We start from the raw sequence: 24,870 nt of genomic DNA on the forward strand, positions 1-24,870 counted from the left end.
GGGCTAATTCGGCGGTGATTCGATAAGCTTGGCGGTCTTGCGTCGATTCCCGAATCATGCTGCACCACAGCATTTTTACTGGCACTATTGTCGGCTTGGGATTGATCCGAGAGGAAGCATCGAGTGTCTCGCCGCTGGCCCTGTCGGACGTCACACCCAAGGTTGTCCTGGACCTTCGCGGTGCCGTTGCTGGCCCTGGTCGCACTGGCACTAACCTGGGGCAAGGAGATTGGGCCGGCGATCGGTCTGATCGAGGCGGTGTTGCTCGCCGGTGCGGTTCTGGCCGCGGTCCACCACGCCGAGGTGGTCGCGCTCCGGGTTGGCGAGCCATTCGGGTCGCTGGTGCTTGCCGTCGCAGTGACCGTCATCGAGGTCGCCCTGATCGTCACGCTCATGGCGTCCGGCGGGCACGAAGCCTCGACGCTTGCGCGAGACACCGTGTTCGCCGCGGTCATGATCACCAGCAACGGGATTGTCGGGTTGTCGTTGGTTCTTGGTTCCCTGCGCTACGGCGTCACGTTGTTTAACCCCCACGGCAGTGGCGCCGCGTTGGCCACGGTCACCACGTTGGCGACGCTGAGCCTGGTACTGCCCACGTTCACCACCAGTAAGCCGGGCCCGACGTTTTCACCAGGTCAGCTCGTCTTCGCCGCCATCGCATCACTAGGTCTGTATTTGCTGTTTGTGTTCACCCAAACTGTGCGGCATCGCGATTATTTCCTGCCGGTTGCGCATCAGGGCTCGACCGAAGATGACGGCCATGCGGAGCCGCCGAGTATCCCGGTGGCACTGGCGAGCCAAGGGTTGCTGCTTGTCGCGCTGGTTGCGGTGGTGGGTCTGGCGAAAGTGGAGTCGCCCATCATCGAGCGGGCGGTGTCCGCGGTTGGATTTCCGCAGTCGTTTGTCGGTGTGGTGATCGCCACGCTGGTACTACTCCCGGAGACACTCGCTGCGGCGCGCGCAGCGCGGCAGGGCCGTGTCCAGATCAGCATCAACCTGGCTTACGGCTCCGCGCTGGCCAGCATTGGGTTGACCATCCCGACCATCGCGTTCGTGTCGCTATGGCTCAGCGGTCCGCTGCTGCTCGGTCTGGGTTCGACGCAGTTGGTGCTGCTGGCGCTGACGGTGGTGGTCAGCGTGCTGACCGTGGTGCCGGGCCGAGCCACGCGTCTGCAGGGTGAGCTGCATTTGGTGTTGCTGGCCGCGTATATGTTTCTCGCGGTCGTCCCGTAGGACTGGTTAGCGCGAGCAGACGCAAAAGCCCCCGAAAACGGCGGTTTTCGGGGGCTTTTGCGTCTGCTCGCGCTAACGGCGGGCGCGCAGCGTCGCCAACGCCTTGTCGGCGTGGGTGTCCATGCTGAATTCGCTGGAGATCACGTCGAGCACCTTTCGGTCAGTGTCGATGACGAACGTCGTGCGTTTGACCGGCATCAGTTTGCCCAGCAGACCCCGTTTGACGCCGAACTGCGTGGCGACCGTGCCTTCGGTGTCGGAGAGCAGCGGGTAGTCGAAACGCTCCTTGTCGGCGAACCTTGCCTGCTTTTGGACGGGATCGGCGCTGATGCCGACCCGGCTGGCTCCAACTGCGGCGAACTCTTGCGCCAAGTCGCGGAAATGGCAGGCTTCCTTGGTGCAACCGGGGGTCATCGCCGCCGGGTAAAAGAACAGCACCACGGGCCCGTCGGAAAGCAGGCCGCTGAGTTTACGAGGTGTGCCCGTCTGATCCGGAAGCTCAAAGTCGGCCACGGTGTCACCAGTCTTCATGGCCATCAGGCTACGCGTGCTGCAGCCGAGCGTAACCGCACGGCGAAATCGCGGGTTGAAAGTCGCTGTGGCGTTACGTTCGCGGGTTGGCAGGCGCTGATCGGCCCGTCTGGGAGGATGGTTCGATGCACGCCAACCTCGCAGCCACGACCACGCGGGAGGATTTTCGGGTGCTTGCGGCCGAGCACCGGGTAGTTCCCGTCACTCGCAAGGTCTTGGCCGATAGTGAGACTCCGCTGTCGGCGTACCGCAAGCTCGCTGCCAACCGCCCGGGGACTTTCCTGCTTGAGTCGGCCGAGACTGGCCGCTCGTGGTCGCGGTGGTCGTTTATCGGCGCAGGAGCCCCGACCTCGTTGACGGTGCGTGACGGACAAGCGATGTGGTTGGGTGCGGTGCCGCAGGATGCTCCCACCGGCGGGGACCCGCTGGACGCGCTGCGCGCAACCTTGGAATTGCTGGCCACCGCACCGATCCCGGGGCTGCCGCCGCTGTCGGGCGGGATGGTCGGCTTCTTCGCCTACGACATGGTGCGGCGGCTCGAACGTTTGCCCGAACTGGCCGTCGATGACCTACACCTGCCGGACATGCTGCTGCTGCTGGCCACCGATATCGCCGCGGTGGACCACCACGAGGGCACCATTACCCTCATTGCCAACGCCGTGAACTGGAATGGCACCGATGAGCGGGTCGACTGGGCCTACGACGACGCGATCGCACGGCTGGACGTGATGACCGCGGCGCTCGGCCAGCCGTTGCCGTCGGCCGTGGCCACGTTCGCCAAGCCGGAACCACAGCACCGCGCCCAGCGCACGGTCGAGGAATACGGCAAGATCGTCGATTACCTGGTGGAGCAGATCGCAGCGGGCGAGGCCTTCCAGGTGGTGCCCTCGCAGCGCTTCGAGATGGACACCGACGTCGATCCCATCGACGTCTACCGAGTGCTGCGGATGACCAATCCGAGCCCGTATATGTATCTGGTTCAAGTGCCGAATAGCGATGACGCCGTTGACTTTTCAATCGTAGGGTCCAGTCCGGAGGCACTGGTCACCGTCCAAGACGGTCGGGCGACGACGCATCCGATCGCCGGCACCCGGTGGCGGGGGCAAAGCGAGGATGAAGATCAGCTACTGGAAAAGGAGCTGCTGGCGGACGACAAAGAACTTGCCGAGCACCTGATGCTGGTCGACCTCGGCCGCAACGACCTCGGCCGCGTCTGCACGCCGGGAACGGTCCGCGTCGAGAACTACAGCCATATCGAACGCTATAGCCACGTGATGCACCTGGTGTCCACGGTGACCGGATTGCTCAGTGAGGGCCGCACCGCACTGGACGCGGTGACCGCGTGCTTTCCGGCCGGCACCCTGTCGGGCGCGCCGAAGGTGCGCGCCATGGAGCTGATCGAAGAGGTCGAGAAGACGCGCCGGGGTCTGTACGGCGGCGTGGTTGGTTACCTCGACTTCGCCGGCAACGCCGACTTCGCCATCGCCATCCGCACCGCGCTGATGCGTAACGGTACGGCCTATGTCCAGGCCGGCGGGGGGGTCGTGGCCGACTCCAATGGGCCCTACGAATACAACGAGGCAAGAAACAAGGCGCGCGCGGTGCTGAATGCCATCGCGGCGGCGGAAACGCTGGCCGCTCCCGATGCGAGCAGCTGTGGCTGATACCCGACCCGACCGCAGCCGGCTGACGATCGGGATAGCCCAGTTGCTGCTGGTGGTTGCCGCCGGGGCGTTGTGGGCGGCGTCGCGGCTGCCGTGGGTTGTGATCAGGTCTTTCGACGGACTGGGCCCGCCGAAGGCGGTGACCCTGGCAGGCGCAATGTGGTCGACCGCGCTGGTGCCGTTGGCGCTGGTGATGCTGGCCGCCGCGGTCGCGGCGCTCGCGGTGCGCGGCTGGCCGCTGCGGGCGTTGGCAGCGTTGCTGGTGGCTGCGAGCTTTGCGGTCGGGTATCTCGGCATCAGTCTGTGGGCGATCCCGGATGTGGCCGTGCGCGCAGCCGACCTCACGCACGTTCCGGTGGTGACGTTGGTGGGCAGCGAGCGGCACTACTGGGGTGCGGTGGCCGGGGTAGCGGCGGCGGTGTGCGCCTTGACCGCGGCCGTTTTGTTGCTGCGCTCGGCTTCGAATGCGGGGGCGGCTCGTGAGGGCACTGCGAGATATGCATCGCCGGCGGCACGCCGATCGGTGGCTCACCGCAACGAGGCGACGCCGAGCACCAAAGATGCCGTCTCCGGCATGTCGGAACGGATGATTTGGGATGCTCTTGACGAGGGGCGCGACCCGACCGAGGGGCCGCGCGGGTCGGACACCGAGGGTCGGTGACGGACCGCACGCTCACGGTCGCTACCCTTCATGAACGTCGTCGAAATCGACGTGCCGAGCCTCGGTCACGATGGGAAGGGAAACAGCACGCATGAGTCCGGCAAACGTGCTTGACTCCATCCTCGAGGGAGTCCGGGCCGACGTTGCCGCGCGCGAAGCTGTCGTGAGCCTCCCGGAGATCAAGGCTGCCGCCGCGGCGGCGCCACCACCCTTGGACGTGATGGCTGCGCTTCGTGAACCCGGCATCGGAGTCATCGCCGAAGTCAAGCGCGCCAGCCCGTCGGCAGGCGCGCTAGCGCCCATCGCCGACCCGGCAAAGCTGGCTCAGGCCTACGAGGATGGCGGCGCCCGGATCATCAGTGTTCTGACCGAGGAGCGGCGTTTTAACGGCTCGCTCGACGATCTGGACGCGGTACGCGCCGCGGTCTCTATTCCGGTGTTGCGCAAAGACTTTGTGGTGCAGCCATATCAGATCCATGAGGCTCGTGCGCACGGCGCTGACATGTTGTTGCTCATCGTTGCGGCGTTGGACCAGTCGGCGTTGGTGTCGATGCTGGACCGCACCGAATCGCTTGGCATGACTGCGCTCGTCGAGGTGCACACCGAAGAAGAAGCTGACCGGGCATTGAAGGCCGGGGCCAACGTAATCGGTGTCAATGCCCGCGATCTCACGACACTTGAGGTCGATCGGGATTGCTTCGCTCGCATCGCTCCGGGGCTGCCCAGCAACGTGATCAGGATCGCCGAATCCGGTGTGCGTGGCACCGGCGATCTGTTGGCGTACGCCGGTGCGGGCGCTGACGCTGTGCTGGTCGGTGAAGGTCTTGTCAAAAGTGGTGACCCGCGTGCGGCTGTTGCCGATCTGGTCACCGCGGGCACGCATCCGTCCTGTCCAAAACCGGCTCGCTAGCCCTCGATGAGCCACCGATGAGCCGCGTGTGCATTGAGCATTGCTGATGGCAGATCTATCCGGCCCGGATCTTCCGCGAACGAGTGCTGCCATCGCCGAACGGACCAGCCACGATCCTGATTCGGGCGGGCATTTCGGCGTTTACGGCGGCCGCTACATTCCCGAGGCCCTGATGGCGGTGATCGAGGAGGTCACCGTCGCCTACGAAAAGGAACGTGTCAACCAGGATTTCCTGGATACCCTCGACAAGTTGCAGACGCATTATGCCGGCCGGCCATCGCCACTGTACGAGACAACTCGGCTTGGCGCGCACGCTGGCTCGGCGCGGATCTTCCTCAAGCGAGAAGACCTGAACCACACCGGATCTCACAAGATCAACAACGTCCTGGGTCAGGCATTGCTAGCTCGTCGGATGGGTAAGACCCGGGTGATTGCCGAGACCGGCGCCGGCCAACACGGGGTCGCCACCGCCACCGCGTGCGCGCTGCTCGGCCTGGACTGTGTGATCTACATGGGCGCGGTCGACACCGCGCGCCAGGCGCTAAACGTGGCGCGGATGCAACTGCTCGGCGCCGAGGTCGTCTCGGTTGAGACGGGCTCGCAAACACTCAAAGATGCCATCAATGAGGCGTTCCGCGATTGGGTCACCAACGCCGAGAACACGTACTACTGCTTTGGCACCGCCGCGGGACCGCATCCGTTCCCGACGATGGTTCGCGATTTCCAGCGGATCATCGGCATGGAGACACGGGTGCAGATCCGGCAGCAGGCGGGCAGGTTGCCCGACGCCGTCGTCGCCTGCGTCGGTGGCGGATCCAACGCGATCGGAATCTTTCACGCGTTCCTCGACGATCCCGGCGTGCGACTGGTCGGATTCGAAGCGGCCGGCGATGGGGTCGAAACCGGCCGCCACGCGGCAACATTCACCGGAGGTTCACCCGGCGCCTTCCAAGGTTCGTTCTCGTACTTGCTGCAAGACGAAGACGGCCAGACCATCGAATCCCATTCGATCTCAGCGGGTTTAGATTACCCGGGCGTGGGCCCGGAACACGCGTGGCTCAAAGAGACCGGGCGTGTTGACTACCAGCCGATCACCGACTCCGAGGCGATGGAAGCGTTCGGCCTGCTGTGTCGTGCCGAAGGCATCATCCCCGCCATCGAATCCGCACATGCGGTGGCCGGAGCCCTCAAGCTGGGTGTCGAATTGGGGAGGGGCGCCATCATTGTGGTGAACTTGTCGGGTCGCGGTGACAAGGACGTCGAGACGGCCGCCAAGTGGTTCGGCCTGCTGAAGTCCGATTCGGATGATCGATGATGACCGTGGAACAGAGCGAAGCGAGCAAGCTGGCACCGGTTTTCGATTCGTGTCGGGCGGACCATCGCGCCGCGCTGATTGGTTATCTACCCACGGGTTACCCCGACGTGCGCACGTCCGTGGAAGCGATGCTGGTGTTGGTCGAATCCGGTTGCGACATAGTCGAAGTCGGCGTCCCGTATTCCGACCCAGGAATGGACGGTCCCACCATCCAGAGGGCTACCGAGGCTGCACTGAGCGGGGGAGTCCGGGTGCGGGATACGTTGGCCGCAGTCGAGTCGATCAGTCTGGCTGGCGGTCGTGCCGTGGTGATGACGTACTGGAATCCGGTGCTGCGTTATGGAATTGATGCGTTCGCGCGGGACTTGGCAGCGGCTGGCGGACACGGCTTGATTACCCCCGATCTCATTCCTGAAGAAGCGCAACAATGGCTGGCGGCTGCCGAGGAGCATCGACTAGATCGCATCTTTCTGGTGGCGCCGTCGTCGACACCCGAACGTTTGGTGACCACCGTCGAGGCGTCGCGCGGATTCGTTTACGCGGCGTCGACAATGGGGGTTACCGGGGCACGTGATGCGGTGTCGCAGGCCGCACCCGAGTTGGTGGCCAGGGTGAAGGCAGTTTCTGATATAGCCGTTGGCGTAGGCCTGGGTGTGCGGTCGGGAGAGCAGGCCGCGCAGATCGGTAGCTATGCCGACGGCGTCATCGTCGGTTCCGCGTTGGTATCAGCGTTGGGCGACGGTTTACCTAGGTTGCGCGCACTCACCGAGGAGCTTGCTGCCGGCGTGCGCCGGAGGATGTCTTTATGACGACGACTTGGCTTGCGTATTTTCCCAGCCCGCCCCGGGGGGTCTGGCACCTCGGGCCGCTGCCCATTCGCGCCTATGCGTTTTTCATCATCACCGGCATCGTGGTTGCTCTGCTGATCGGTGATCGACGCTTTGCCGCCCGAGGCGGTGAGCGGGGAGTGACCTATGACATTGCGTTGTGGGCGGTGCCGTTCGGTTTGGTCGGTGGCAGGCTCTATCACCTGGCCACCGATTGGCCCACCTATTTCGGCCAGGGTGGCGCCGGGTTGGGCGCCGCCCTGCGAATCTGGGACGGGGGCTTGGGTATCTGGGGCGCGGTAGCCCTCGGAGTCGTCGGAGCGTGGATCGCCTGCCGACGACGCGACATCCCGCTACCGGCCTTTCTGGATGCGATGGCGCCTGGGATCGTGTTGGCACAGGCTATCGGCCGGCTCGGAAACTACTTCAACCAGGAGCTTTACGGCCGGGAGACCACGCTGCCGTGGGGCCTGGAAATCTTCTACCGGCGAGATCCCGCGGGATTCGTCGACGTGCATTCGCTTGACGGCGTCTCCACGGGGCAGGTCGCGCTCGTCGTGCAGCCGACATTCCTCTACGAATTGCTGTGGAATGTCCTGGTATTCGCCGCATTGCTCTACATCGATCGCCGCTTCACGATCGGTCACGGCAGGCTGTTCGGGCTCTACGTGGCCCTCTACTGCGTCGGCCGATTCTGTGTCGAGTTGCTACGTGACGACACCGCAACACACATCGCCGGCATCCGGATCAACTCGTTCACATCGACTTTCGTGTTCATCGGCGCCGTGGTCTATGTCATCTTGGCGCCGAAGGGCCGCGAGGACCCGGCAACCGTGCGCGGTCGTGTTGGTGTTGTCGTCGAATCGGCGGAGCCCGAGCCGACGCCAGAACTCGCAGATGTTGCGACGGCTTCCGCCGCGACCGCCGCGGCGCCCGTTATCCCGGGCGAAGACGGCGAATCAGTCGATTCGGCTGAGACCGTGCAAGCGGCCGAAGTGGCCGAGGCCGAAACCGCCAAGGCCGAAGTTACCGAGCCTGAAGCCGAGTCGGAGGCCGAGGAGGCCGAGGAGCCCGAAGTCACCGAGCCTGAAGCCGAGTCGGAGCCCGAGGAGGCTGAGGAGCCCGAGGAGCCCGAAGTCACCGAGCCTGAAGCCGAGTCGGAGCCCGAGGAGCCCGAGGAGCCCGAGGAGGCCGAGGAGGCCGAGGAGCCCGAGGAGGCCGAGGAGCCCGAAGTCACCGAGCCTGAAGCCGAGTCGGAGCCCGAGGAGGCTGAGGAGCCCGAGGAGGCCGAGGAGCCCGAGGAGCCCGAGGTCGAAGTTGAGGAGGCCGCGGACGAGCCCGAAACGGAAGAGCCCGAAGCGGAAGAGCCTGACGCGCTAGACACGGACGTCGTCGAGGAAGCTGAGCTAGAGCCCGAGGCAGATACCGAGCAGGCCGCGGCAGCCCCTGACGACACCAAGCCGACGTCGAGCGCGCCTGCGGAGGAGCCTGCTGGCTCAACGCGACAGGGTTGGAGAGCCCGGCTGAGGAACTTCAGGCAGCGGTCGGGCAGGTAGCGGCTTCGGCGGTTGCCCGGCAAATCTGGCATGCTGAAATCGTGACTGACCAGCCGTGGGGCAATGCTGCAGATTCCGGCTCGCCATCACCGCCGCCATTTCCCCCGCAGTATCCGTCATATCCGCAATATGCGGCGCCCGGCAATTACTTCGACCCGTCGGCACCGTTTGGTCGCCATCCCGTCACCGGCCAACCGTATTCGGACAAATCCAAGATCATCGCCGGCCTCTTGCAGCTGCTCGGTCTGATTGGCATCGTCGGCATCGGCCGCATCTACACTGGGCACACCGGACTGGGCATCGCGCAATTGCTCGTGGGCTGGCTAACGTGCGGAGTGGGTGCCGTCATCTGGGGCATCATCGACGCGCTGCTGATACTGACCGACCGGGTGAGCGACCCGTGGGGCCGCCCGTTGCGCGATGGAACCTAAGCGGGCTTCCCGGATGTCGGGGGATTGTGGTCGCGACGGCCATCGTCACGCTCGGTACGTCACCGCTGGGTCGGCCGTGCTGCTGGCCGGCGGGCTCGGCTACGTCGGCCTCGTCGATCCCCATGACACGAGTTCGATTTATCCGCAATGTCCGTTCAGGTTGCTCACCGGCTGGAACTGCCCCGCTTGCGGTGGCCTAAGGATGATGCACGATCTGCTGCACGGCGACCTAGCGGCCAGCATCAATGACAATGTCTTCTTGCTCGTCGGCATCCCCGTGCTGGCCGCCTGGGTTTTGCTGCGCCGCCACCGCGGCCAACCCGTGCTGCGGATGCCGGCAATTATCACGGTCGCGGTGTCGATGGTCGCCTGGACGGTGCTGCGTAACCTGCCCGGATTCCCGTTGGTACCGACCGTTCTGACCGGGTAGCCGCTCCAAGCTCAGTTGCCGAAGCCCCCGAGCGGAGACGGCGCCGGGCCTGGCCCCCGCGGAGTTCCACCCAGGCTGTTGGCGGCAAAAGCTGCGCCTTGGTCGATCATCGCCCCGTCGTCTGCGTACGCGTTGTGCGCGGCAAAATTCATCCCTTGAGAGCACACCGGGTCCTCGGCGGCACACACCTTGATGGTCTTCGCCTGATACATGGGACCAATAGCGACTGGCGGCTGGCCGAGGAATTCCATCGCCCGGACATTGGGCATTCCGAAAAGAACGACCGAGGACACGTGTTCAGCCACCTCGGGCGCCAGCGGTTTGGGTACGGTCGCGGGATCGACCCCGTCCGGAACGGCAGCGGAAGTGACGAAGCCCATGACGGCCGCACCCTGCGAATAGCCGCCGAGCACCATCTGCGTCTTGGGACAACTGCCGGCCATGGAAACCACGTGAGCGCCCGCGTCCCTAATACCGTCGACGCCAGTGGCCCACTCCTCGCTGGCTGGGTAGTTGACCGGATACACCCCCAACGACCTTGCACCAATGCGCGGGCGCAGGGAGTCGATGAATGCCTGCCCGGTCGGGCCAACGCCAGGAGGCTCACCCGTCCCGCGGGCAAACACCACCTCCACATCGGGGCACGGCTCGGCGGATGCGGACGGGATTGCGGGGACCGGAAGAACCGAAGCGCTGAGGCCCCACGCTGCGGCTGCTGCAGGACCAAATAAGGGAGCAAGCTGACGTGCGATCATGTCGCACTATGTAACCATGCAAGTGCTGGCCCAAACCAGGAGATTTGCACATCTGCTGTGGTTTGCGTCGCATGGAGGCTCTCGTTGGTGGAACCGAGCACGTCCATACGGGGCATATTCCCGGATGCGTTCGCAGCGCAAGCTTTTCGTCGATCTTGAGTTCGTGTACACGAACGCTAATTGCGCCGGTACGGGCGAGGCGCACCGCAGGCAGATAAGCCCGACTATGCTTTGTCGTCGTGACTAGACGCGGAAAGATCGTCTGCACTCTCGGGCCGGCCACCCGAAAGGATGACCTGGTCAGGGCGCTCGTCGAAGCCGGAATGGACGTCGCCCGAATGAACTTCAGCCACGGCAACTACGAGGACCACAAGGCCGCCTACGAGCGCGTCCGCACAGCATCAGATGCCACCGGGCGCGCGGTCGGTGTGCTCGCCGATTTGCAGGGCCCGAAAATCAGGCTGGGCCGCTTCGCCACCGGGCCTACCTATTGGGCTGACGGTGAAACGGTTCGAATCACCGTTTGCGACTGCCCAGGCAGCCACGACCGCGTGTCCACCACCTATAAGAGGCTAGCCAGCGACGCGGTTGCCGGTGACCGAGTTCTGGTCGACGACGGAAAGATCGGATTGGTGGTCGACGCCGTCGACGGCGACGACGTGGTGTGCACCGTCGTAGAAGGGGGCCCGGTCAGTGACAATAAGGGCATTTCGTTGCCGGGGATGAACGTCACTGCCCCGGCCTTGTCGGACAAGGATGTTGAGGACCTCACGTTCGCGCTGAACCTTGGTGTCGACATGGTGGCGCTTTCGTTCGTGCGCTCGCCGTCGGATGTCGAGCTGGTTCACGAGGTGATGGATCGGATCGGGCGACGGGTACCGGTGATTGCCAAGCTGGAGAAGCCGGAAGCCATCGACAACCTCGAAGCCATCGTGCTGGCGTTTGACGCCGTCATGGTGGCTCGCGGCGACCTGGGTGTTGAACTGCCGCTGGAAGAGGTTCCTCTGGTGCAGAAGCGAGCCATCCAGATGGCCCGGGAAAACGCCAAGCCGGTCATCGTGGCGACCCAGATGCTCGACTCGATGATCGAAAACTCGCGGCCGACCCGGGCCGAAGCCTCCGACGTTGCCAACGCCGTGCTCGACGGCGCCGACGCGCTGATGTTGTCGGGCGAAACCTCGGTGGGCAAATACCCGCTGTTGGCGGTAAAGACAATGTCGCGGATCGTGTGCGCGGTTGAGGAGAATTCGACGGCCGCTCCGCCGTTGACACACGTGCCGCGCACCAAGCGGGGCGTGATCTCCTATGCCGCGCGTGACATCGGCGAGCGGCTCGACGCCAAGGCTCTGGTCGCGTTCACGCAATCCGGCGATACGGTGCGGCGCCTAGCCCGCCTGCATACTCCGCTACCGCTGCTCGCATTCACCGATCTGCCTGAAGTGCGCAGTCAGCTTGCCATGACGTGGGGAACGGAAACCTTCATCGTCCCGCACATGAATACCACCGACGGCATGATCCGCCAGGTCGACAAGTCGCTGCTCGAGCTCGGCCGCTACAAGCGCGGTGACCTGGTGGTAATCGTGGCGGGTGCCCCACCGGGCACAGTGGGCTCGACCAACCTGATCCACGTGCACCGGATCGGGGAGGACGACGTCTAGTTGTCCGATTTTGACGAACTGCTCAAGGTACTAGACCTCAGCCGCGTCGCCGACGATCGGTTTATCGGTTCCCATCCCAGCAAGAACCCGATGCGGACGTTCGGCGGACTGCTCATAGCGCAATCGTTCGTTGCGAGCAGTCGCACGCTGACTCGCCAGGAGCTGCCTCCCAGCGCACTGTCGGTGCATTTCATCAACGGCGGAGATACCGCAAAGGACATCGAGTTCCACGTGGTGCGGCTGCGCGATGAGCGGCGCTTCGCCAATCGGCGCGTCGACGCGATGCAAGACGGCACGCTGTTGTCCTCAGCGATGATCTCGTACATGTCCGGGGGGCCCGGTCTCGAGCATGCTGTCGATCCGCCGGAGGTGGCCGAGCCGCACACCCTGCCGCCGATTGGCGAGTTGTTGCGCGGCTACGAGCAGACCGTCCCGCATTTCGTCAACGCGCTGCAGCCCATCGAATGGCGCTACACCAATGACCCATCGTGGGTAATGCGGGACAAGGGCGATCGGCTTGTCTACAACCGGGTCTGGCTCAAGGCTTTGGGCGCGATGCCCGACGATCCGGTGCTGCATACCGCGACGATGTTGTACTCCTCGGATACCACCGTGCTGGACTCGGTGATCACCACCCACGGGCTTTCGTGGGGCTTCGACCGCATCTTTGCGGCGTCGGCCAACCACTCGGTGTGGTTTCACCGGCAGGTCAATTTCGACGACTGGGTGCTGTATTCGACGTCGTCGCCGGCGGCAGCGGATTCACGCGGACTGGGCACCGGGCACTTCTTCGATCGGTGCGGGCAACTCATCGCCACGGTTGTGCAAGAAGGCGTGCTGAAATATTTCCCTGCGTCTTCCCGATAGAAACCGCGGGACCGTCTTATTTCGGCTCAGCACAGCTGTGATTAGGCGTACCGTTTTTGGGTAGTGGCAAGCTCATCGGGAGGTGAGTGTGAAACAGCCATCGGTCGGCGTCGCGCGAAAGCTTCGCCCGGTTCGTGCGCGCGAACGCGTTGTGGTTCATGTGGATTCGCTCCGTGCGCGCTGCATCGGTGCGCTCGCTGTGTTCTGCGCGGCGTGCTGGCTCATCGTGCTGTTCACCCGCGACTACCGGCATGGTGATTGGCAGGCCGACGGCCGATTAGGTTGGTCGCTCACGGTTTTGGCGGCGGTCGCTTTGATCGCACGCGGCATCTTCCTTGGCCGGCCGGTAACGGCGATGCATGCGACGACGGCCGGCGCATTCCTCATTGTGGGTTTGGGTGCGCACGTGCTGTTCTTCGATTTGCTTGGTGAGGTTCTGATTGCGGGCTCGGGACTGGTGTTGATGTGGCCGACGGCTGCGCATCCGCGGCCCGAAGATCTGCCCCGAGTGTGGGCGTTGATCAACGCCACCAAGGCGGATCCGTTAGCGCCGTTCGCTATGCAAGCGGGCAAGTGCTACCACTTCAGCGCGGACGGCGGCGCTGCCCTGGCGTACCGAACCCGGATGGGGTTCGCGGTGGTCGGTGGGGACCCGATCGGTGCGGAGGCGCAGTTTCGTGAGCTGGTCGCCGACTTCGCCGGCCTGTGCCACATCCACGGCTGGCGCATGGTGGTGGTGGGCTGCAGTGAACGCCGGCTTGGGTTGTGGCTCGACCCGGCGATCGTCGGCCAATCGTTACGAGCGATCCCCATCGGCCGCGACGTCGTTGTTGACGTGGGCAGTTTTGAATTGGTGGGGCGTAAGTTTCGCAATCTGCGTCAGGCAGTGAAGCGTACTCACAACTTCGGCATCACCACCGAGATCGTGGCCGAGCAGGAACTTGACGCTCAGCAGCGGGCGGAGCTGAAAGCAGTGCTGTTGGCATCACCCAAAGGGGCCCGTACCGATCGCGGCTTTTGTATGAACCTGGACGGTGTGCTGGAGGGCCGATATCCCGGGGTGCAGCTGATTATCGCCAGGGATGCATCGGGGCGGGTACAGGGCTTCGACCGATTCACTACGGCAGGCGGCGGCAGCGACTTCTCCCTTGATGTGCCGTGGCGTCGTCGCGGGGCTCCCAACGGGATCGACGAACGGCTCAGCGTCGACATGATCGCTGCGGCTAGAGACCAGGGAGCACAACGGGTATCGCTAGCGTTCGCGGCGTTTCCCGAAATCTTCGACGGAAACCAGCGTGGCCGGCTGCAGCGCGTGTGCTACGTATTGATCCATGTCCTCGACCCGTTGATCGCCCTCGAGTCGTTGTACCGATATGTGCGCAAGTTTCACGCGATGGATGCACGCCGTTACGCGTTGGTTTCGTTGACCCAGGTCGTTCCGTTGGTGTTCGTGTTGCTGTCGCTGGAGTTCATGCCGCGCCGCCGACATCTGTGATCTTTAGTTCGGCGCAGCGAATGTCTTTGGGCAAGTGGTGGGTAGCTACCACCACCGTTTTGGCGGCGGGTATCAAACCGGAATTCTCGGCCAACAGATGACGGAGCACGATGTCGGCGTCGGACGCGTCGAGGTGTTCGGTTGGTTCGTCAAGCAGCAGGATCTGGGCAGGTGAAAGCACCGCCCGCACCAGCAACAATCGCCTGCGCTGGCCGGCCGAGACCGCCTCGGCGCCACCGGTCAACACCGTCGATAGACCTTCGGACAGACTGGCCAGCCATTCGCCGAGGCCGACGGCGTCCAGGGCGGCCGTGAGCTCGTCATCTGCGCAATCGCCGCGGGCGACGAGCAAGTTGTCCCTGACGGTGGTAGCGAAAATATGGGCGTCCTCAGCGAAAAAGGTTACGGCGTTCCGCAATTCAGCTTCGTCGAAGTCGGTCAGGTCGGTTCCGTCCAGCGCCAGCTGCCCGTGTACCGGCGGTAACAAGCCGGCCAGCGTCATCAGCAGCGTTGTCTTTCCGGAGCCGCTGGCGCCGGTGACGGCCAACCGCGCGCCCGGCGCTAGATCGATAGTTGCGCGGTGTGACTGTGATGCCGAGTGACCGAAGCACACATCGGCGGATAACCGGCCCGTGACTGCAGGCCCTGAGGGTCCTTTCGCGGTTTCCGCATTGGCGTCCGGAGGAGCCAACTCCAGCAGGCGCCGGGCAGCGATCCGTGATCGGGTCAGTTGGACGGCCGCCGCCGGCAGATTGCTCGTCGCCTCAAAGGCGGAGAGCGGCAACAACATCAGGACCGCCAGCGTCGTTGGCGCGACCGTGGGCGCCATGGCGACCCCGGCCACCACCGCGCCGAGCACGCTAATCCCGATGGCCGCGGTGGGAACGGCTGCGGCGATAGCCGCGGGTTTCGCCGCAGCATCGAGCGCTTCACCCCAGGCACGTTGTCGACGTTGCGATTCGGCGATGACCTCGGGGAGGCGCCCAGCGACACGAAGTTCGGGTGCGTGTTCGAGTGCGAGTATCGCCGCAGTGTCGCGCTCGGAATGATGTTGGCTGGCAAGCGCTTCCTGCTTCGCGGCGGCGGAGGCGGCAAGGTGGGGCGCGATAACCCCAGCTATGAGTAGACAAATCGCCAGTACCCCGGCGGCCGGCGGCGAGATGATCCCGACAACCGCTGTCGCTGTCGCCGCGAGCACGGCAGCGACACCAATCGGAACCACGGCGCGCACCAGCACGTCAGCCAATGCATCAACGTCGGCGCCGACTCGTGCCACCAAGTCACCGCTGTGGAATCGGACAGCGGTGGCTGCCGGCCCGGTTGCCAGCCGGTGATAGATCCGCGAGCGGGCCGTGCTGGCCGCGAGCAATGCCGTGTCGTGGGTGGCCAATCGCTCGCAGTAGTGCAGCACCCCACGCGAAATCGCGAAGGTCCGCACCGCCACGACCGCGACCGTCAGGTCGAGTACCGGTGGCATCTGCCAGGCGCGGGTGATCAGCCACGCCGAAATGCCGGCCAGGGCCAGGGCGCTGCCCAGCGACAGCACGCCAAGTGCCATGGCGGCCAGTACCCGGGACAGCCGGGGACGTAGTAGTTGCAGGGCCGCGAGGGCCGCGGCGCGTTGGCGGCGACCCGCTGCGCCCGGCTTCGCCGCGCTTGCAATCGCCGCGGCGGGATCAGACCGGCGCATAGCCCACCTGGCTCTCGGCGGTGACGTCGATGACCTTGTCACCGATACTGACGACTCGTTCGCGATGGGCGACGACCACCACGGTCGCGCCGGCGCGGGCGCGCTCCACGATGGCGCGCAGCACTCGGTCCTCGGTGTGGCTGTCTAGGTGGGCGGTGGGTTCGTCGAGCAACAGCACCGCCGCGCGGGACCCGAACGCTCGGGCCAGGCCGAGCCGTTGTCGTTGCCCCAGCGACAGGCCGGTGCCACCGCGGCCGACCCTGGTATCCAACCCGTCCGGCAGGTCGGCCAGTACGCTGTCGAATCCGGCTGCCGCACAGGCGTCCTCAAGATCGTCAAGATCGCCGAGCAGGCGCAAGTTGTCGCGGACGGTTCCCGGGACCAGCACCGGACGTTGCGACAGCCAGAACAGTTGCGGCCACCAATCGGCGGGTGCCAGCTTGTCGATGTCGACGCCGGCCACGGTGACCCGGCCGGACGATGGAATGGTGAGCCCGGCGATCACCTGCAAGGTGGTGCTCTTGCCTGCGCCGTTTCGCCCGGTCAACACGGTCACCTGACCGGGTTCGATCATCGCGTTTAGATCATCCGGTGCACGGCCGTCTCGGCTTGCGACGCTGAGGTTTTCGAGGCAGATCTGCTCGCCACGCGCCTTGACTGCCCGGTGACCGGCCGTGGCGGTTTTCGGCTCGCCGATGAGCGCGAAGGCCGCCTCAGCCGCGGTTCGACCGTCTTGGGCGGCATGGAATTCCATACCGATGCGGCGCAGTGGCCAGTACACGTCCGGGGCCAGCAGCAGCACGGTCAAGCCAACGGCCAGACTCATCTGGCCGAACACCAGGCGAAGACCGATGCTGACCGCGACCAGTGCCACGCCGAGTGTGGCCAGCAATTCGAGCACCAAGGCCGACAGGAAGGCGATTCGCAGCGTGGCCATCGCCGAGCGTCGATGAGCGGCGCCGAGTTCCGCGATGCGGTGTTCCGGGCCGGAGGCGCGGCCGAGCGCCCGCAGCGTGGGTATGCCGGCGATCAAATCCAGCAGCCGGGCCTGCAGAGTGGTCATCGTGGCCAGCGCGGCCGCCGATCGCTGTGCTGTCGCCAATCCGATCAACACCATGAAGATCGGTACCAGTGGCAGCGTAATCACCACGATGAGAGTCGATTTCACGTCGTAGACAGCGATCACGCCGACGGTGGTCGGGGTCAGGATCGCGGCCAGCAGCAACGTCGGCAGGTAACCGGAGAAGTAGGGGCGTAGGCCGTCGAGGCCCCGGGTGACCACCACCGCGGTGGCGTCGCGCTGCGCCGCGAGCTCGCTGGGTTGCCGGGCGGTCACCGCCGCGAGCACCTGCCCGCTGAGCTCAGCGATTATCGCGCTGGCACCGCGATGCCCCAAACGTGCCTGCAGCCAGTGCGCCAGCGTGCGGATTACCCACAGCGTCAACAGGATTGACAAGGGCCCGGCCCAGCAGCGCGCGCACCGTGCCGAGGGATCGCTCACGACGCGCACGACGATGCCGGCCAGGACGATCGCCGAGCAGATTGCGCAGCCGGAGATCACCACTCCGCAAGCGACCGCGGCTACCAGATAGCGGCGTAACGCGGGCGACGCCCGAAACAGCCGGGGGTCCAGCGGAGCCCGCCTTGTCGAGTCTGTGGCGCTCAGAACGGACGCCTCGTCAGGCCGATCGAGGCCGGTATTCGATCAGCCGAGATTCGTTGCCGGAAAACCCAATACGTCCAGGCCTGATAAACCACCGTCAGAGGGGCGAATAGCGCGGTGACCCAGGTCATGATCTTGAGGGTGTACGGGGTCGACGAGGCGTTGTAAATCGTCACGTTCCATTGGCTGTTCAGCGTCGAAGGCACCAGGTTCGGATACAGCGAGCCGAACAACAGGACCACGACGGCGGCCACCACCATTGCGGTGCACACAAATGCCCAGCCATCGGACGCGCGCCACCACACCAATAGCACCGCCGCCAACTGTGCCACGACTGCGACGCCCAGCACCGCCCAGGTCCATTGCTTGCCGTACACCAATTGCGTCCAAACTCCAAACCCCGCAACCAGTCCCGTCACCGGAAGCGACAGCCACCTGGCGAATCGGTATGCGTTGTCCCGGATTGGCCCGGCGGTTTTCAAGGCGATGAACACCACGCCGTAGAGCAAGAACAATCCGGCCGTGGCCAAACCGCCAAGCAAGGTATAGGCATTGAGCACGTCTCCGATCGACAGGTGTACGTGGCCATCGGCAGCTATCGGAAGCCCGCGCACCAAAATGGCGAACGCGACGCCCCACAGCACCGCGGGCAACCAGGACCCGGCCGCGATACCAAAGTCGGCCAACGCTCGCCAGTTCGAGTCGTCGATCTTGCCGCGCCATTCGATCGCCACGGCGCGCACGATCATCCCGAACAGGATCGCCAGGAGCGGCAGATACAGGGTGGAGAACACCGTGGCGTACCAGCCCGGAAACGCCGCGAACATCGCAGCACCACCGGTGATTAGCCAGACCTCGTTGCCGTCCCACACCGGGCCGATGGTGTTCAGCGCTGCGCGCCGGGTTGATTCCTTATCGCCCGTGCTAACCCGAGCGAGGGGCTCCATCAACATGCCCACGCCAAAGTCGAAGCCTTCGAGGACGAAGAAACCGAGGAACAGCGCCCCGATGACACCGAACCACAACTCTTGGAGTCCCATGGTCAGCTCCTTCCGGCTAGTAAGCGAACGACAGCGGCGCCACCTCGTCGTCGCTGGCTGCACGAGGCGCCGTGGGTTCGGCGTCGTGCTCCTGCGGTCCTTCGACGATGTAACGCTTGAGCAGCCAGAACCAAACGACCGCCAGCACCCCGTAGACCACCGTGAACGTCGCCAAGGAGGTGATGACCATGCCGGAGGCGTGGTGGGAGACGCCGGCCGCGACGGTGAGTCGAAGCTGTTGATCGCCGGTCGGGTTGGGGACCACCAGCCAGGGCTGGCGGCCCATTTCGGTGAACACCCAGCCGGCGCTGTTGGCCAGGAACGGAGTTGGAATGGTGAGTAGCGCAAACCAGGCGAACCAGCGCTGATTCGGGATCCGGCCGCCGCGGGTGAGCCATAGCGCAAGCAACGCGAACAGCACCGGAATGGCCAACAACCCGATCATCACGCGGAACGACCAATAGGTGACAAACAGGTTGGGCCGGTAGTCATTTGGCCCGAATCGCTGTTGATAATCCTGCTGGATGTTGCGTACGCCTTGCAGCGTGACGTCATTGATTCGGCTTTCAGCAAGGAATGGCAGGACGTAGGGCACCTCGATGACGCGGGTGAGGCTGTCGCAGTTGTTCTGCCTGCCGACGGTCAGGATGGAGAAGTCCGGATCGGTCTGGGTGTCGCACAACGATTCCGCCGATGCCATTTTCATCGGCTGCTGCCGGAACATCAGCTTGCCTTGCATGTCACCGGTGAAGAACAAGCCGACGGTGGCCGCCAGCGCGACCCAACAGCCCAGAACGGTCGCGGGGCGATACATGGCGCGGGTACCGGGGTCGACGGTGGAGGTCCTGGAACGGACCAGCCACCACGCGCTGACCGCCGCGACGAATGTTCCCGCCGTCAGCAACGATCCGGTGATCGCGTGCAAAAAGGCCCACTGCGCAGTGTTATTGGTGAGCAACGCCAGGATGCTGTCCAATTCGGCGCGTCCGGTCGCCGGGTTGTAGTGTGCCCCGACCGGGTGTTGCATGAACGAATTCGCCGCGATGATGAAGAACGCGGATACGTTGACCCCGATCGCGACTATCCAGATGCAGGCTAGGTGCACGGGTCGGGGCAGCCTGCTCCAGCCGAAGATCCACAGACCGATAAACGTGGATTCGAAGAAGAAGGCGGCCAGGCCTTCCATGGCTAGCGGGGCGCCGAACACGTCGCCTACGAAGCGGGAATACTCGCTCCAGTTCATGCCGAATTGAAATTCCTGCACGATCCCGGTTGCAACGCCAATGGCGAAGTTGATCAGGAACAACTTGCCGAAGAATTTGGTCAGGCGATACCAGGCGACGTTGTCGGTGACCACCCACGCCGTTTGCATAACGGCGAGCAGGGGAGCCAGGCCGATGGTGAGTGGCACGAAGATGAAGTGGTAGACGGTGGTGATACCGAACTGCCACCGCGATATGTCGACGACATTCATCTGTCATCTCCCGGGGCTGCGGGGGCCTTGTCAGATAGCTACGACGAAGTGTAGTAGACGGAGCTGTCCGAGGCTAGCGTTCCAGCGACCGCGAGGCCTTGCGGATGCCGAACGCTGAAACGATCTCGAACACGCCGATCACCACAAACCAGACGCCGACCACGATGGCCAGGGTGATGATCGACTCGAACGGCGATGCCATTACCACCATGCCAGCGACCAAACTGATCACGCCGATGAAGATTGACCAGCCCCGCCCGGGCAGTGTCGGATCGCTGATGGCCGAAACGGTGGTGGCGACGCCGCGGAAGATGAAGCCGATGCCGATCCAGATGGCCAGCAACAGAACTGCGTCACCGAAATGCCGAAAGGCCAGCACGGCCAAGATCAGCGAGGCGGCCCCGCTGATGAACAACAGGATCCGGCTACCCGCCGAAACGTGCAACGCGAACGCGAACGCAACCTGCGCGATACCGGTCAGCACCAGATAGAGGCCGAACGCGATGGCGGCGGCCAGGACCGATATTTGCGGCCAGGCCAGTATCAAGACACCGAGGATCACCGACAGAATCCCCGAGGCGCACGTGGATTTCCATAGATGGGGCAACAAACTCGGGATAGGCAGCGGGGCAGGGCTCGTTTCCATCGCACCAGTGTGACGCATGTGGCGTTTCTGGTATAGGGGCTTTTGGTTCAGACGTGAGCCGTGCGCGGTTCCCCGGTGGGCACGTCACCGGGCACTTCGACTGCCTTGCGGCCGATCAGGTACCAGGTGCGCATGATGCCTTTGCCCTTGACGTTGATGTGGCCGCGCTCATGCAGCACGAAGTCGTCCTTCAGACGCTCGTACACATCGTCCGGCACTTGGATCTGCCCTACCGAATCGGTGGATTCCATTCGCGACGCGACGTTGACCGCGTCGCCCCACACGTCATAGAAGAACCGCCGAGAACCCACGACACCGGCGACCACGGGCCCCGTGGCCAAGCCCACTCGCAGTGGGACCGAGCGGTCGTGCGGATCCTCCATCTCGGCGGCAACGGCGGCCATGTCGAGCGCACAGTCCGCCAGCGCGTGCACATGATCTGGTCGTGGCCGCGGAACCCCGCTGACCACCATGTAGGAATCGCCACTGACTTTGATTTTTTCCAGCTCATGCTTGTCCACCAGCGCGTCGAAAGCGCTGTAGAGGCGATTCAGGAAGCGCACCAGGTCAGCCGGTGCGGTGCTACTGGCACGCTCGGTGAAGCCGACAATGTCGGCGAATAGCACCGAGGCCTCGTCGTATCTGTCTGCGATGATGGTGCGCTCGGGCTCCTTGAGCCGGTCTGCGATGCTCGCCGGCAATATGTTCGCGAGCAGTGCCTCTGAGCGCTCGTATTGCGCTTCCATAGCCGACTCGGCGCGGGCGGTGTCACGCAGCGCAAACCACACGGTCACAACCACCACCACGCAGGCGGACACAGTGGTGATGACGAAGCCCATCGACTGAGCCCATACCGGCCGCAGCCCGGTGCTGCGTGGAATCAGGAACTCGGACGCGATGATCAGGCCCGCGGCGATGGCCGCCAGGCCGCTGGCCAATACAATGTGTTCAATGCCGAGCAACAGCACCACCAGGCAGGCCCCTACCAGAAAGAAGAGCTGAGCGCCTGAAGCTGTCCCCAAGGCCCAGCAGCTGGCGAAGATCGCGACATAGGCGGCGCCGATGAACGTCATTGCCGCTGCCAATTCTCCGAAGCGGTGCAGCATCGGGACGGCGGCGAAGACCAGCGCGGCCGCGGCGTCGATCGAGATGACCTGCCAGAACCACTCGTCGATAAACAATTGTGCGGCCACAAAGCTCACACTGACCGTCGCGGCCATCCATGCGGCAATATTGAGCACCCGAGTGCGGCGTGCCGCACTGGCTGCGTAGTGCTGAATGGGAGCGCGGATTTGAGCCCGCGCCGCCGCCACGCAGTCGGGGCGTTGTGTCGGGCCGTCCGCCGTTATCGGTGGGGCTTTGCTTTTCTTGGCCGCCACGAATCACAGCCTAACCGTTGAGCTCGGTGTTTACCGAGCGCTGCGACGATTTTCTGGCGGCTTTTGCTGGTGCCCTCGGTGAGATTCGAACTCACACTGTACGGGTTTTGAATCCGTTTCCTCTGCCAGTTGGGATACGAGGGCTTATCGCTAGTCGTGGTCCGAGTTTCTACCTTAGAGGAGCCCGATCCCGACTCACCGCCCCCCAAGGTTCCCAGTTGGAGACGCCCACGACACAATGTCCGTCATGACGGGTACCACCAGCGACACCGATGCCGCTAAGCCGCGCCGGGTTCTCATCGCTGAAGACGAAGCGCTCATCCGGATGGACCTCGCCGAAATGTTGCGAGAGGAGGGGTACGAGATCGTCGGGGAAGCCGGCGATGGCCAGGAAGCCGTGGAACTGGCCGAGCGTCATAAGCCCGATCTTGTGATCATGGATGTCAAGATGCCGCGTCGCGACGGGATTGACGCTGCGTCGGAGATCGCCAGTAAACGCATCGCGCCGATCGTCGTGCTGACCGCCTTCAGTCAGCGTGATCTGGTTGAACGCGCTCGTGATGCGGGGGCGATGGCCTACCTGGTCAAACCCTTCACCATCAGCGATCTCATCCCGGCGATTGAATTGGCGGTTAGCCGGTTCAGCGAGATCGCCGCGCTGGAACACGAAGTGGCGACCCTATCGGATCGGCTGGAAACCCGCAAACTCGTCGAACGCGCCAAGGGTCTGCTGCAGGTCAAGCAGGGGATGACAGAGCCCGAGGCGTTCAAGTGGATTCAGCGTGCCGCGATGGACCGGCGCACCACGATGAAACGGGTGGCTGAGGTGGTCCTGGAAACCCTCGACACGCCTAAGGACGCCGCCGAGTAGCTCGCGCGAGCAGACGCATAAGCCCCCGAAAACGGCCGTTTTCGGGGGCTTATGCGTCTGCTCGGCCGCCTTAACGCGCCACGAGCACCGACGAGCCGTGGCCGAACAGGCCCTGATTGGCGGTGACGCCGACGCGCGCGTTCTCCACCTGCCGGCCGGTGGCCTGACCGCGCAGTTGCCAGGTCAGCTCGCAAACCTGAGCGATCGCCTGGGCGGGGATGGCCTCGCCGAAGCACGCCAGCCCACCTGAGGGGTTGACCGGTACCTTGCCGCCGATCGTGGTCGCGCCGCTGCGCAGCAGCGCCTCCGCCTCGCCCTTGGCGCACAGCCCCAAGTGTTCGTACCAGTCGAGTTCCAGCGCCGTGGACAGGTCATACACCTCGGCGAGGCTCAGGTCTTGCGGCCCAATGCCGGCCTCCGCGTAAGCCGCATCGAGAATCTGATCCTTGAACACCCGATCCGGTGCCGGCACCGCCGCGGTGGAATCCGTTGCGATATCCGGCAATTCGGGCAAATGCTGCGGGTATCGCGGAGTAACGATGCTGATCGCCCGCACCGACGGCACGCCCGCCGCCGAGCCAAGGTGCTTCTCGGTGAAGGACTTGCTCGCCACGATTAAGGCGGCCGCACCGTCAGAGGTGGCGCAGATGTCAAGCAGCCGAAGCGGATCCGAGACCACCGGGCTCGCCAGCACGTCCTCGATCGAGCTCTCCTTGCGGTAGCGGGCATTCGGGTTGTTGAGGCCGTGCTTGGAGTTCTTGACCTTTACTTGAGCGAAATCCTCGAGCGTGGCCCCATACAGGTCCATTCGGCGCCGCGCCAGCAGCGCGAAATACACCGTGTTCGTCGCGCCGATCAGATGAAAGCGTTGCCAGTCAGGGTCGTTCTTCCGCTCTCCGCCGACTGGGGCGAAGAAGCCCTTCGGGGTGGTGTCGGCGCCAATGACCAGGGCCACGTCGCAAAAGCCGGCCAGAATCTGGGCCCGAGCACTCTGCAGCGCTTGGGAACCGCTGGCACACGCGGCGTAGCTCGAGCTAACCGGCACACCGTTCCAGCCGAGTTTCTGCGCGAACGTGGCGCCGGCGACGAAGCCCGGATAGCCGTTGCGGATGGTATCCGCGCCGGCCACCAACTGGACCTGCCGCCAGTCCAAGCCGGCGTCGCGTAGCGCGGCGCGGGCGGCGACCACGCCATACTCGGTGAAGTCGCGACCCCACTTACCCCACGGGTGCATCCCGGCGCCAAGGATGTAAACGGGTTCGGGCGTGCTCATGCTGAGATCCGCCACGCGTACACGATGCGCTCGATGCCCTCGTCGTCGGTGAGCAGCGGCATCGTCGTCAGCTCCATCTCCATGCCGACCTTCAAGTCGGCCGCCAGCGTGCCATCGACGACTTTGCCCAGCACGATCAGCCCCTCGTCGGCCAACTCCACCGCCGCGACGGCGAACGGCTCAAACGGGTCGGGCGCTGGGTACGGGGGCGGCGGGGCGTACCGGTTTTCGGTGTAACTCCAGAGCTTGCCGCGGCGCGACAGCGCGACGGACTCTAGTGTGTCGCCGTCGCAGGCCGGATTAGGGCAGTTGTTCTCGCGGGGCGGAAAGACGTAAGTGCCACACTGGGGACACTTGCTGCCGATCAGGTGCGGATTGCCGGTGTCGTCGGTGGCGAACCATCCGTCGATCGCCGGTTCTTGGCTGGTGAGCTGGGGCACCTGGCCAGCGTACCCAGCGCAAGCTCAGAACTGAAACGTGTTCCAGTTCTGGCCGCGCACG

The 24,870-nt window shown here is 64.4% G+C and carries 22 protein-coding genes, 1 tRNA gene and 1 pseudogene; 13 read left to right on the forward strand and 11 right to left on the reverse strand.

What is annotated here, in order from left to right; genetic code table 11:
* Nucleotides 1-162 precede the first annotated feature (162 nt).
* Nucleotides 163-1,233 (forward strand): calcium:proton antiporter, encoded by a 1,071-nt coding sequence (locus AADZ78_RS11970; RefSeq protein WP_085251890.1) that lies wholly within the window; start codon nt 163-165, stop codon nt 1,231-1,233.
* Between the two features lie 72 nt (nt 1,234-1,305).
* Here AADZ78_RS11970 and AADZ78_RS11975 read toward each other — a convergent pair whose 3' ends face one another.
* Nucleotides 1,306-1,764 (reverse strand): peroxiredoxin, encoded by a 459-nt coding sequence (locus AADZ78_RS11975; protein ID WP_085251929.1) that lies wholly within the window; start codon nt 1,762-1,764, stop codon nt 1,306-1,308.
* A 125-nt stretch (nt 1,765-1,889) separates the two neighbouring features.
* Here AADZ78_RS11975 and AADZ78_RS11980 point away from each other — a divergent pair, with 125 nt between their 5' ends.
* From AADZ78_RS11980 to AADZ78_RS12015, 8 genes are all read left to right on the forward strand, one after another.
* Nucleotides 1,890-3,428, forward strand: a complete 1,539-nt coding sequence (locus AADZ78_RS11980) for an anthranilate synthase component I (RefSeq protein ID WP_085251889.1) — start codon at nt 1,890-1,892, stop codon at nt 3,426-3,428.
* A complete protein-coding gene (locus AADZ78_RS11985; RefSeq protein ID WP_085251888.1) occupies nt 3,409-4,089 on the forward strand; it encodes a TIGR02234 family membrane protein in 681 nt (226 codons plus the stop codon). Before AADZ78_RS11980 ends, AADZ78_RS11985 begins: the two co-directional genes overlap by 20 nt.
* A 91-nt stretch (nt 4,090-4,180) precedes the next feature.
* Nucleotides 4,181-4,999 carry an indole-3-glycerol phosphate synthase TrpC gene (gene trpC / locus AADZ78_RS11990; RefSeq protein ID WP_085251887.1) on the forward strand — a complete coding sequence of 273 codons (819 nt, stop codon included), beginning with the start codon at nt 4,181-4,183 and terminating at the stop codon, nt 4,997-4,999.
* A 46-nt stretch (nt 5,000-5,045) separates the two neighbouring features.
* A complete protein-coding gene (gene trpB, locus AADZ78_RS11995) occupies nt 5,046-6,314 on the forward strand; it encodes a tryptophan synthase subunit beta (RefSeq protein ID WP_085251886.1) in 1,269 nt (422 codons plus the stop codon).
* The gene (trpA, locus tag AADZ78_RS12000) at nt 6,311-7,123 is read left to right on the forward strand and encodes a tryptophan synthase subunit alpha (protein WP_085251885.1); all 813 of its coding nucleotides are present in this window, start codon (nt 6,311-6,313) and stop codon (nt 7,121-7,123) included. The genes trpB and trpA overlap by 4 nt, the downstream gene beginning before the upstream one ends.
* Nucleotides 7,120-8,697: a prolipoprotein diacylglyceryl transferase gene (locus AADZ78_RS12005; RefSeq protein WP_204903413.1), complete on the forward strand. Its 1,578-nt coding sequence runs from the start codon at nt 7,120-7,122 to the stop codon at nt 8,695-8,697. The genes trpA and AADZ78_RS12005 overlap by 4 nt, the downstream gene beginning before the upstream one ends.
* A gap of 38 nt (nt 8,698-8,735) precedes the next feature.
* Entirely contained in the window at nt 8,736-9,128 is a 393-nt protein-coding gene (locus tag AADZ78_RS12010) for an NINE protein (protein WP_085249487.1), read from the forward strand.
* Nucleotides 9,129-9,141: 13 nt separating this feature from the next.
* Nucleotides 9,142-9,558, forward strand: a complete 417-nt coding sequence (locus AADZ78_RS12015; RefSeq protein ID WP_085249482.1) for a DUF2752 domain-containing protein — start codon at nt 9,142-9,144, stop codon at nt 9,556-9,558.
* A gap of 11 nt (nt 9,559-9,569) precedes the next feature.
* On the opposite strand, the gene AADZ78_RS12020 is transcribed toward AADZ78_RS12015, so the two are convergent.
* A complete protein-coding gene (locus AADZ78_RS12020; protein WP_085249481.1) occupies nt 9,570-10,313 on the reverse strand; it encodes a cutinase family protein in 744 nt (247 codons plus the stop codon).
* 239 nt (nt 10,314-10,552) lie between these two features.
* On the opposite strand from AADZ78_RS12020, the gene pyk reads away from it, so the two are divergent.
* From pyk to AADZ78_RS12035, 3 genes are all read left to right on the forward strand, one after another.
* Nucleotides 10,553-11,971 (forward strand): pyruvate kinase, encoded by a 1,419-nt coding sequence (gene pyk / locus AADZ78_RS12025; RefSeq protein ID WP_085249480.1) that lies wholly within the window; start codon nt 10,553-10,555, stop codon nt 11,969-11,971.
* A complete protein-coding gene (locus AADZ78_RS12030) occupies nt 11,972-12,838 on the forward strand; it encodes an acyl-CoA thioesterase II (RefSeq protein WP_085249479.1) in 867 nt (288 codons plus the stop codon).
* A gap of 88 nt (nt 12,839-12,926) precedes the next feature.
* Nucleotides 12,927-14,333, forward strand: a complete 1,407-nt coding sequence (locus tag AADZ78_RS12035) for a bifunctional lysylphosphatidylglycerol flippase/synthetase MprF (protein WP_372510620.1) — start codon at nt 12,927-12,929, stop codon at nt 14,331-14,333.
* Here AADZ78_RS12035 and cydC read toward each other — a convergent pair.
* From cydC to AADZ78_RS12070, 7 genes and pseudogenes are all read right to left on the reverse strand, one after another.
* A pseudogene (gene cydC, locus AADZ78_RS12040) lies at nt 14,246-16,023 on the reverse strand (thiol reductant ABC exporter subunit CydC). The gene AADZ78_RS12035 and the pseudogene cydC overlap by 88 nt on opposite strands.
* Nucleotides 16,010-17,611 carry a thiol reductant ABC exporter subunit CydD gene (gene cydD, locus AADZ78_RS12045; protein WP_169726247.1) on the reverse strand — a complete coding sequence of 534 codons (1,602 nt, stop codon included), beginning with the start codon at nt 17,609-17,611 and terminating at the stop codon, nt 16,010-16,012. The pseudogene cydC and the gene cydD overlap by 14 nt, the downstream one beginning before the upstream one ends.
* Before the next feature lie 74 nt (nt 17,612-17,685).
* Nucleotides 17,686-18,726: a cytochrome d ubiquinol oxidase subunit II gene (gene cydB, locus AADZ78_RS12050; RefSeq protein WP_085249475.1), complete on the reverse strand. Its 1,041-nt coding sequence runs from the start codon at nt 18,724-18,726 to the stop codon at nt 17,686-17,688.
* A 16-nt stretch (nt 18,727-18,742) separates the two neighbouring features.
* Nucleotides 18,743-20,200 carry a cytochrome ubiquinol oxidase subunit I gene (locus tag AADZ78_RS12055; protein ID WP_085249474.1) on the reverse strand — a complete coding sequence of 486 codons (1,458 nt, stop codon included), beginning with the start codon at nt 20,198-20,200 and terminating at the stop codon, nt 18,743-18,745.
* A 73-nt stretch (nt 20,201-20,273) separates the two neighbouring features.
* Nucleotides 20,274-20,864 carry an HdeD family acid-resistance protein gene (locus tag AADZ78_RS12060; protein WP_085249473.1) on the reverse strand — a complete coding sequence of 197 codons (591 nt, stop codon included), beginning with the start codon at nt 20,862-20,864 and terminating at the stop codon, nt 20,274-20,276.
* Between the two features lie 29 nt (nt 20,865-20,893).
* Nucleotides 20,894-22,225, reverse strand: coding sequence for an adenylate/guanylate cyclase domain-containing protein (locus AADZ78_RS12065; protein ID WP_085249472.1), 1,332 nt, complete (start codon nt 22,223-22,225; stop codon nt 20,894-20,896).
* A gap of 67 nt (nt 22,226-22,292) precedes the next feature.
* A tRNA-Leu gene (locus AADZ78_RS12070) sits at nt 22,293-22,369 on the reverse strand.
* 103 nt (nt 22,370-22,472) lie between these two features.
* On the opposite strand from AADZ78_RS12070, the gene AADZ78_RS12075 reads away from it, so the two are divergent.
* Nucleotides 22,473-23,096, forward strand: coding sequence for an ANTAR domain-containing response regulator (locus AADZ78_RS12075; RefSeq protein ID WP_085249486.1), 624 nt, complete (start codon nt 22,473-22,475; stop codon nt 23,094-23,096).
* Nucleotides 23,097-23,166: 70 nt separating this feature from the next.
* Here the strand turns inward: AADZ78_RS12075 and AADZ78_RS12080 are convergent, their stop codons facing one another.
* Both AADZ78_RS12080 and AADZ78_RS12085 read right to left on the reverse strand, forming a co-directional pair.
* Entirely contained in the window at nt 23,167-24,369 is a 1,203-nt protein-coding gene (locus AADZ78_RS12080; RefSeq protein ID WP_085249471.1) for a lipid-transfer protein, read from the reverse strand.
* The gene (locus AADZ78_RS12085; RefSeq protein WP_085249470.1) at nt 24,366-24,809 is read right to left on the reverse strand and encodes a Zn-ribbon domain-containing OB-fold protein; all 444 of its coding nucleotides are present in this window, start codon (nt 24,807-24,809) and stop codon (nt 24,366-24,368) included. Before AADZ78_RS12085 ends, AADZ78_RS12080 begins: the two co-directional genes overlap by 4 nt.
* Between the last annotated feature and the right edge of the window lie 61 nt (nt 24,810-24,870).

Origin of the sequence: Mycobacterium riyadhense (assembly GCF_963853645.1) — a bacterium.
GTDB classification, from domain to species: Bacteria; Actinomycetota; Actinomycetes; order Mycobacteriales; family Mycobacteriaceae; genus Mycobacterium; species Mycobacterium riyadhense.

Excerpts from the sequence above, each read along its gene's own strand:
- AADZ78_RS11985 (WP_085251888.1), top strand. The coding sequence starts at position 3,409 with ATGCGAGCAGCTGTGGCTGATACCCGACCCGACCGCAGCCGGCTGACG.
- AADZ78_RS12055 (WP_085249474.1), bottom strand. The coding sequence starts at position 20,200 with ATGAATGTCGTCGACATATCGCGGTGGCAGTTCGGTATCACCACCGTC.
- AADZ78_RS12015 (WP_085249482.1), top strand. The coding sequence starts at position 9,142 with ATGTCGGGGGATTGTGGTCGCGACGGCCATCGTCACGCTCGGTACGTC.
- AADZ78_RS12075 (WP_085249486.1), top strand. The coding sequence starts at position 22,473 with ATGACGGGTACCACCAGCGACACCGATGCCGCTAAGCCGCGCCGGGTT.
- trpC (WP_085251887.1), top strand. The coding sequence starts at position 4,181 with ATGAGTCCGGCAAACGTGCTTGACTCCATCCTCGAGGGAGTCCGGGCC.
- cydB (WP_085249475.1), bottom strand. The coding sequence starts at position 18,726 with ATGGGACTCCAAGAGTTGTGGTTCGGTGTCATCGGGGCGCTGTTCCTC.
- AADZ78_RS12080 (WP_085249471.1), bottom strand. The coding sequence starts at position 24,369 with ATGAGCACGCCCGAACCCGTTTACATCCTTGGCGCCGGGATGCACCCG.
- AADZ78_RS12060 (WP_085249473.1), bottom strand. The coding sequence starts at position 20,864 with ATGCGTCACACTGGTGCGATGGAAACGAGCCCTGCCCCGCTGCCTATC.
- trpB (WP_085251886.1), top strand. The coding sequence starts at position 5,046 with ATGGCAGATCTATCCGGCCCGGATCTTCCGCGAACGAGTGCTGCCATC.
- AADZ78_RS12005 (WP_204903413.1), top strand. The coding sequence starts at position 7,120 with ATGACGACGACTTGGCTTGCGTATTTTCCCAGCCCGCCCCGGGGGGTC.
- AADZ78_RS11975 (WP_085251929.1), bottom strand. The coding sequence starts at position 1,764 with ATGAAGACTGGTGACACCGTGGCCGACTTTGAGCTTCCGGATCAGACG.
- trpA (WP_085251885.1), top strand. The coding sequence starts at position 6,311 with ATGATGACCGTGGAACAGAGCGAAGCGAGCAAGCTGGCACCGGTTTTC.
- AADZ78_RS11980 (WP_085251889.1), top strand. The coding sequence starts at position 1,890 with ATGCACGCCAACCTCGCAGCCACGACCACGCGGGAGGATTTTCGGGTG.
- AADZ78_RS12020 (WP_085249481.1), bottom strand. The coding sequence starts at position 10,313 with ATGATCGCACGTCAGCTTGCTCCCTTATTTGGTCCTGCAGCAGCCGCA.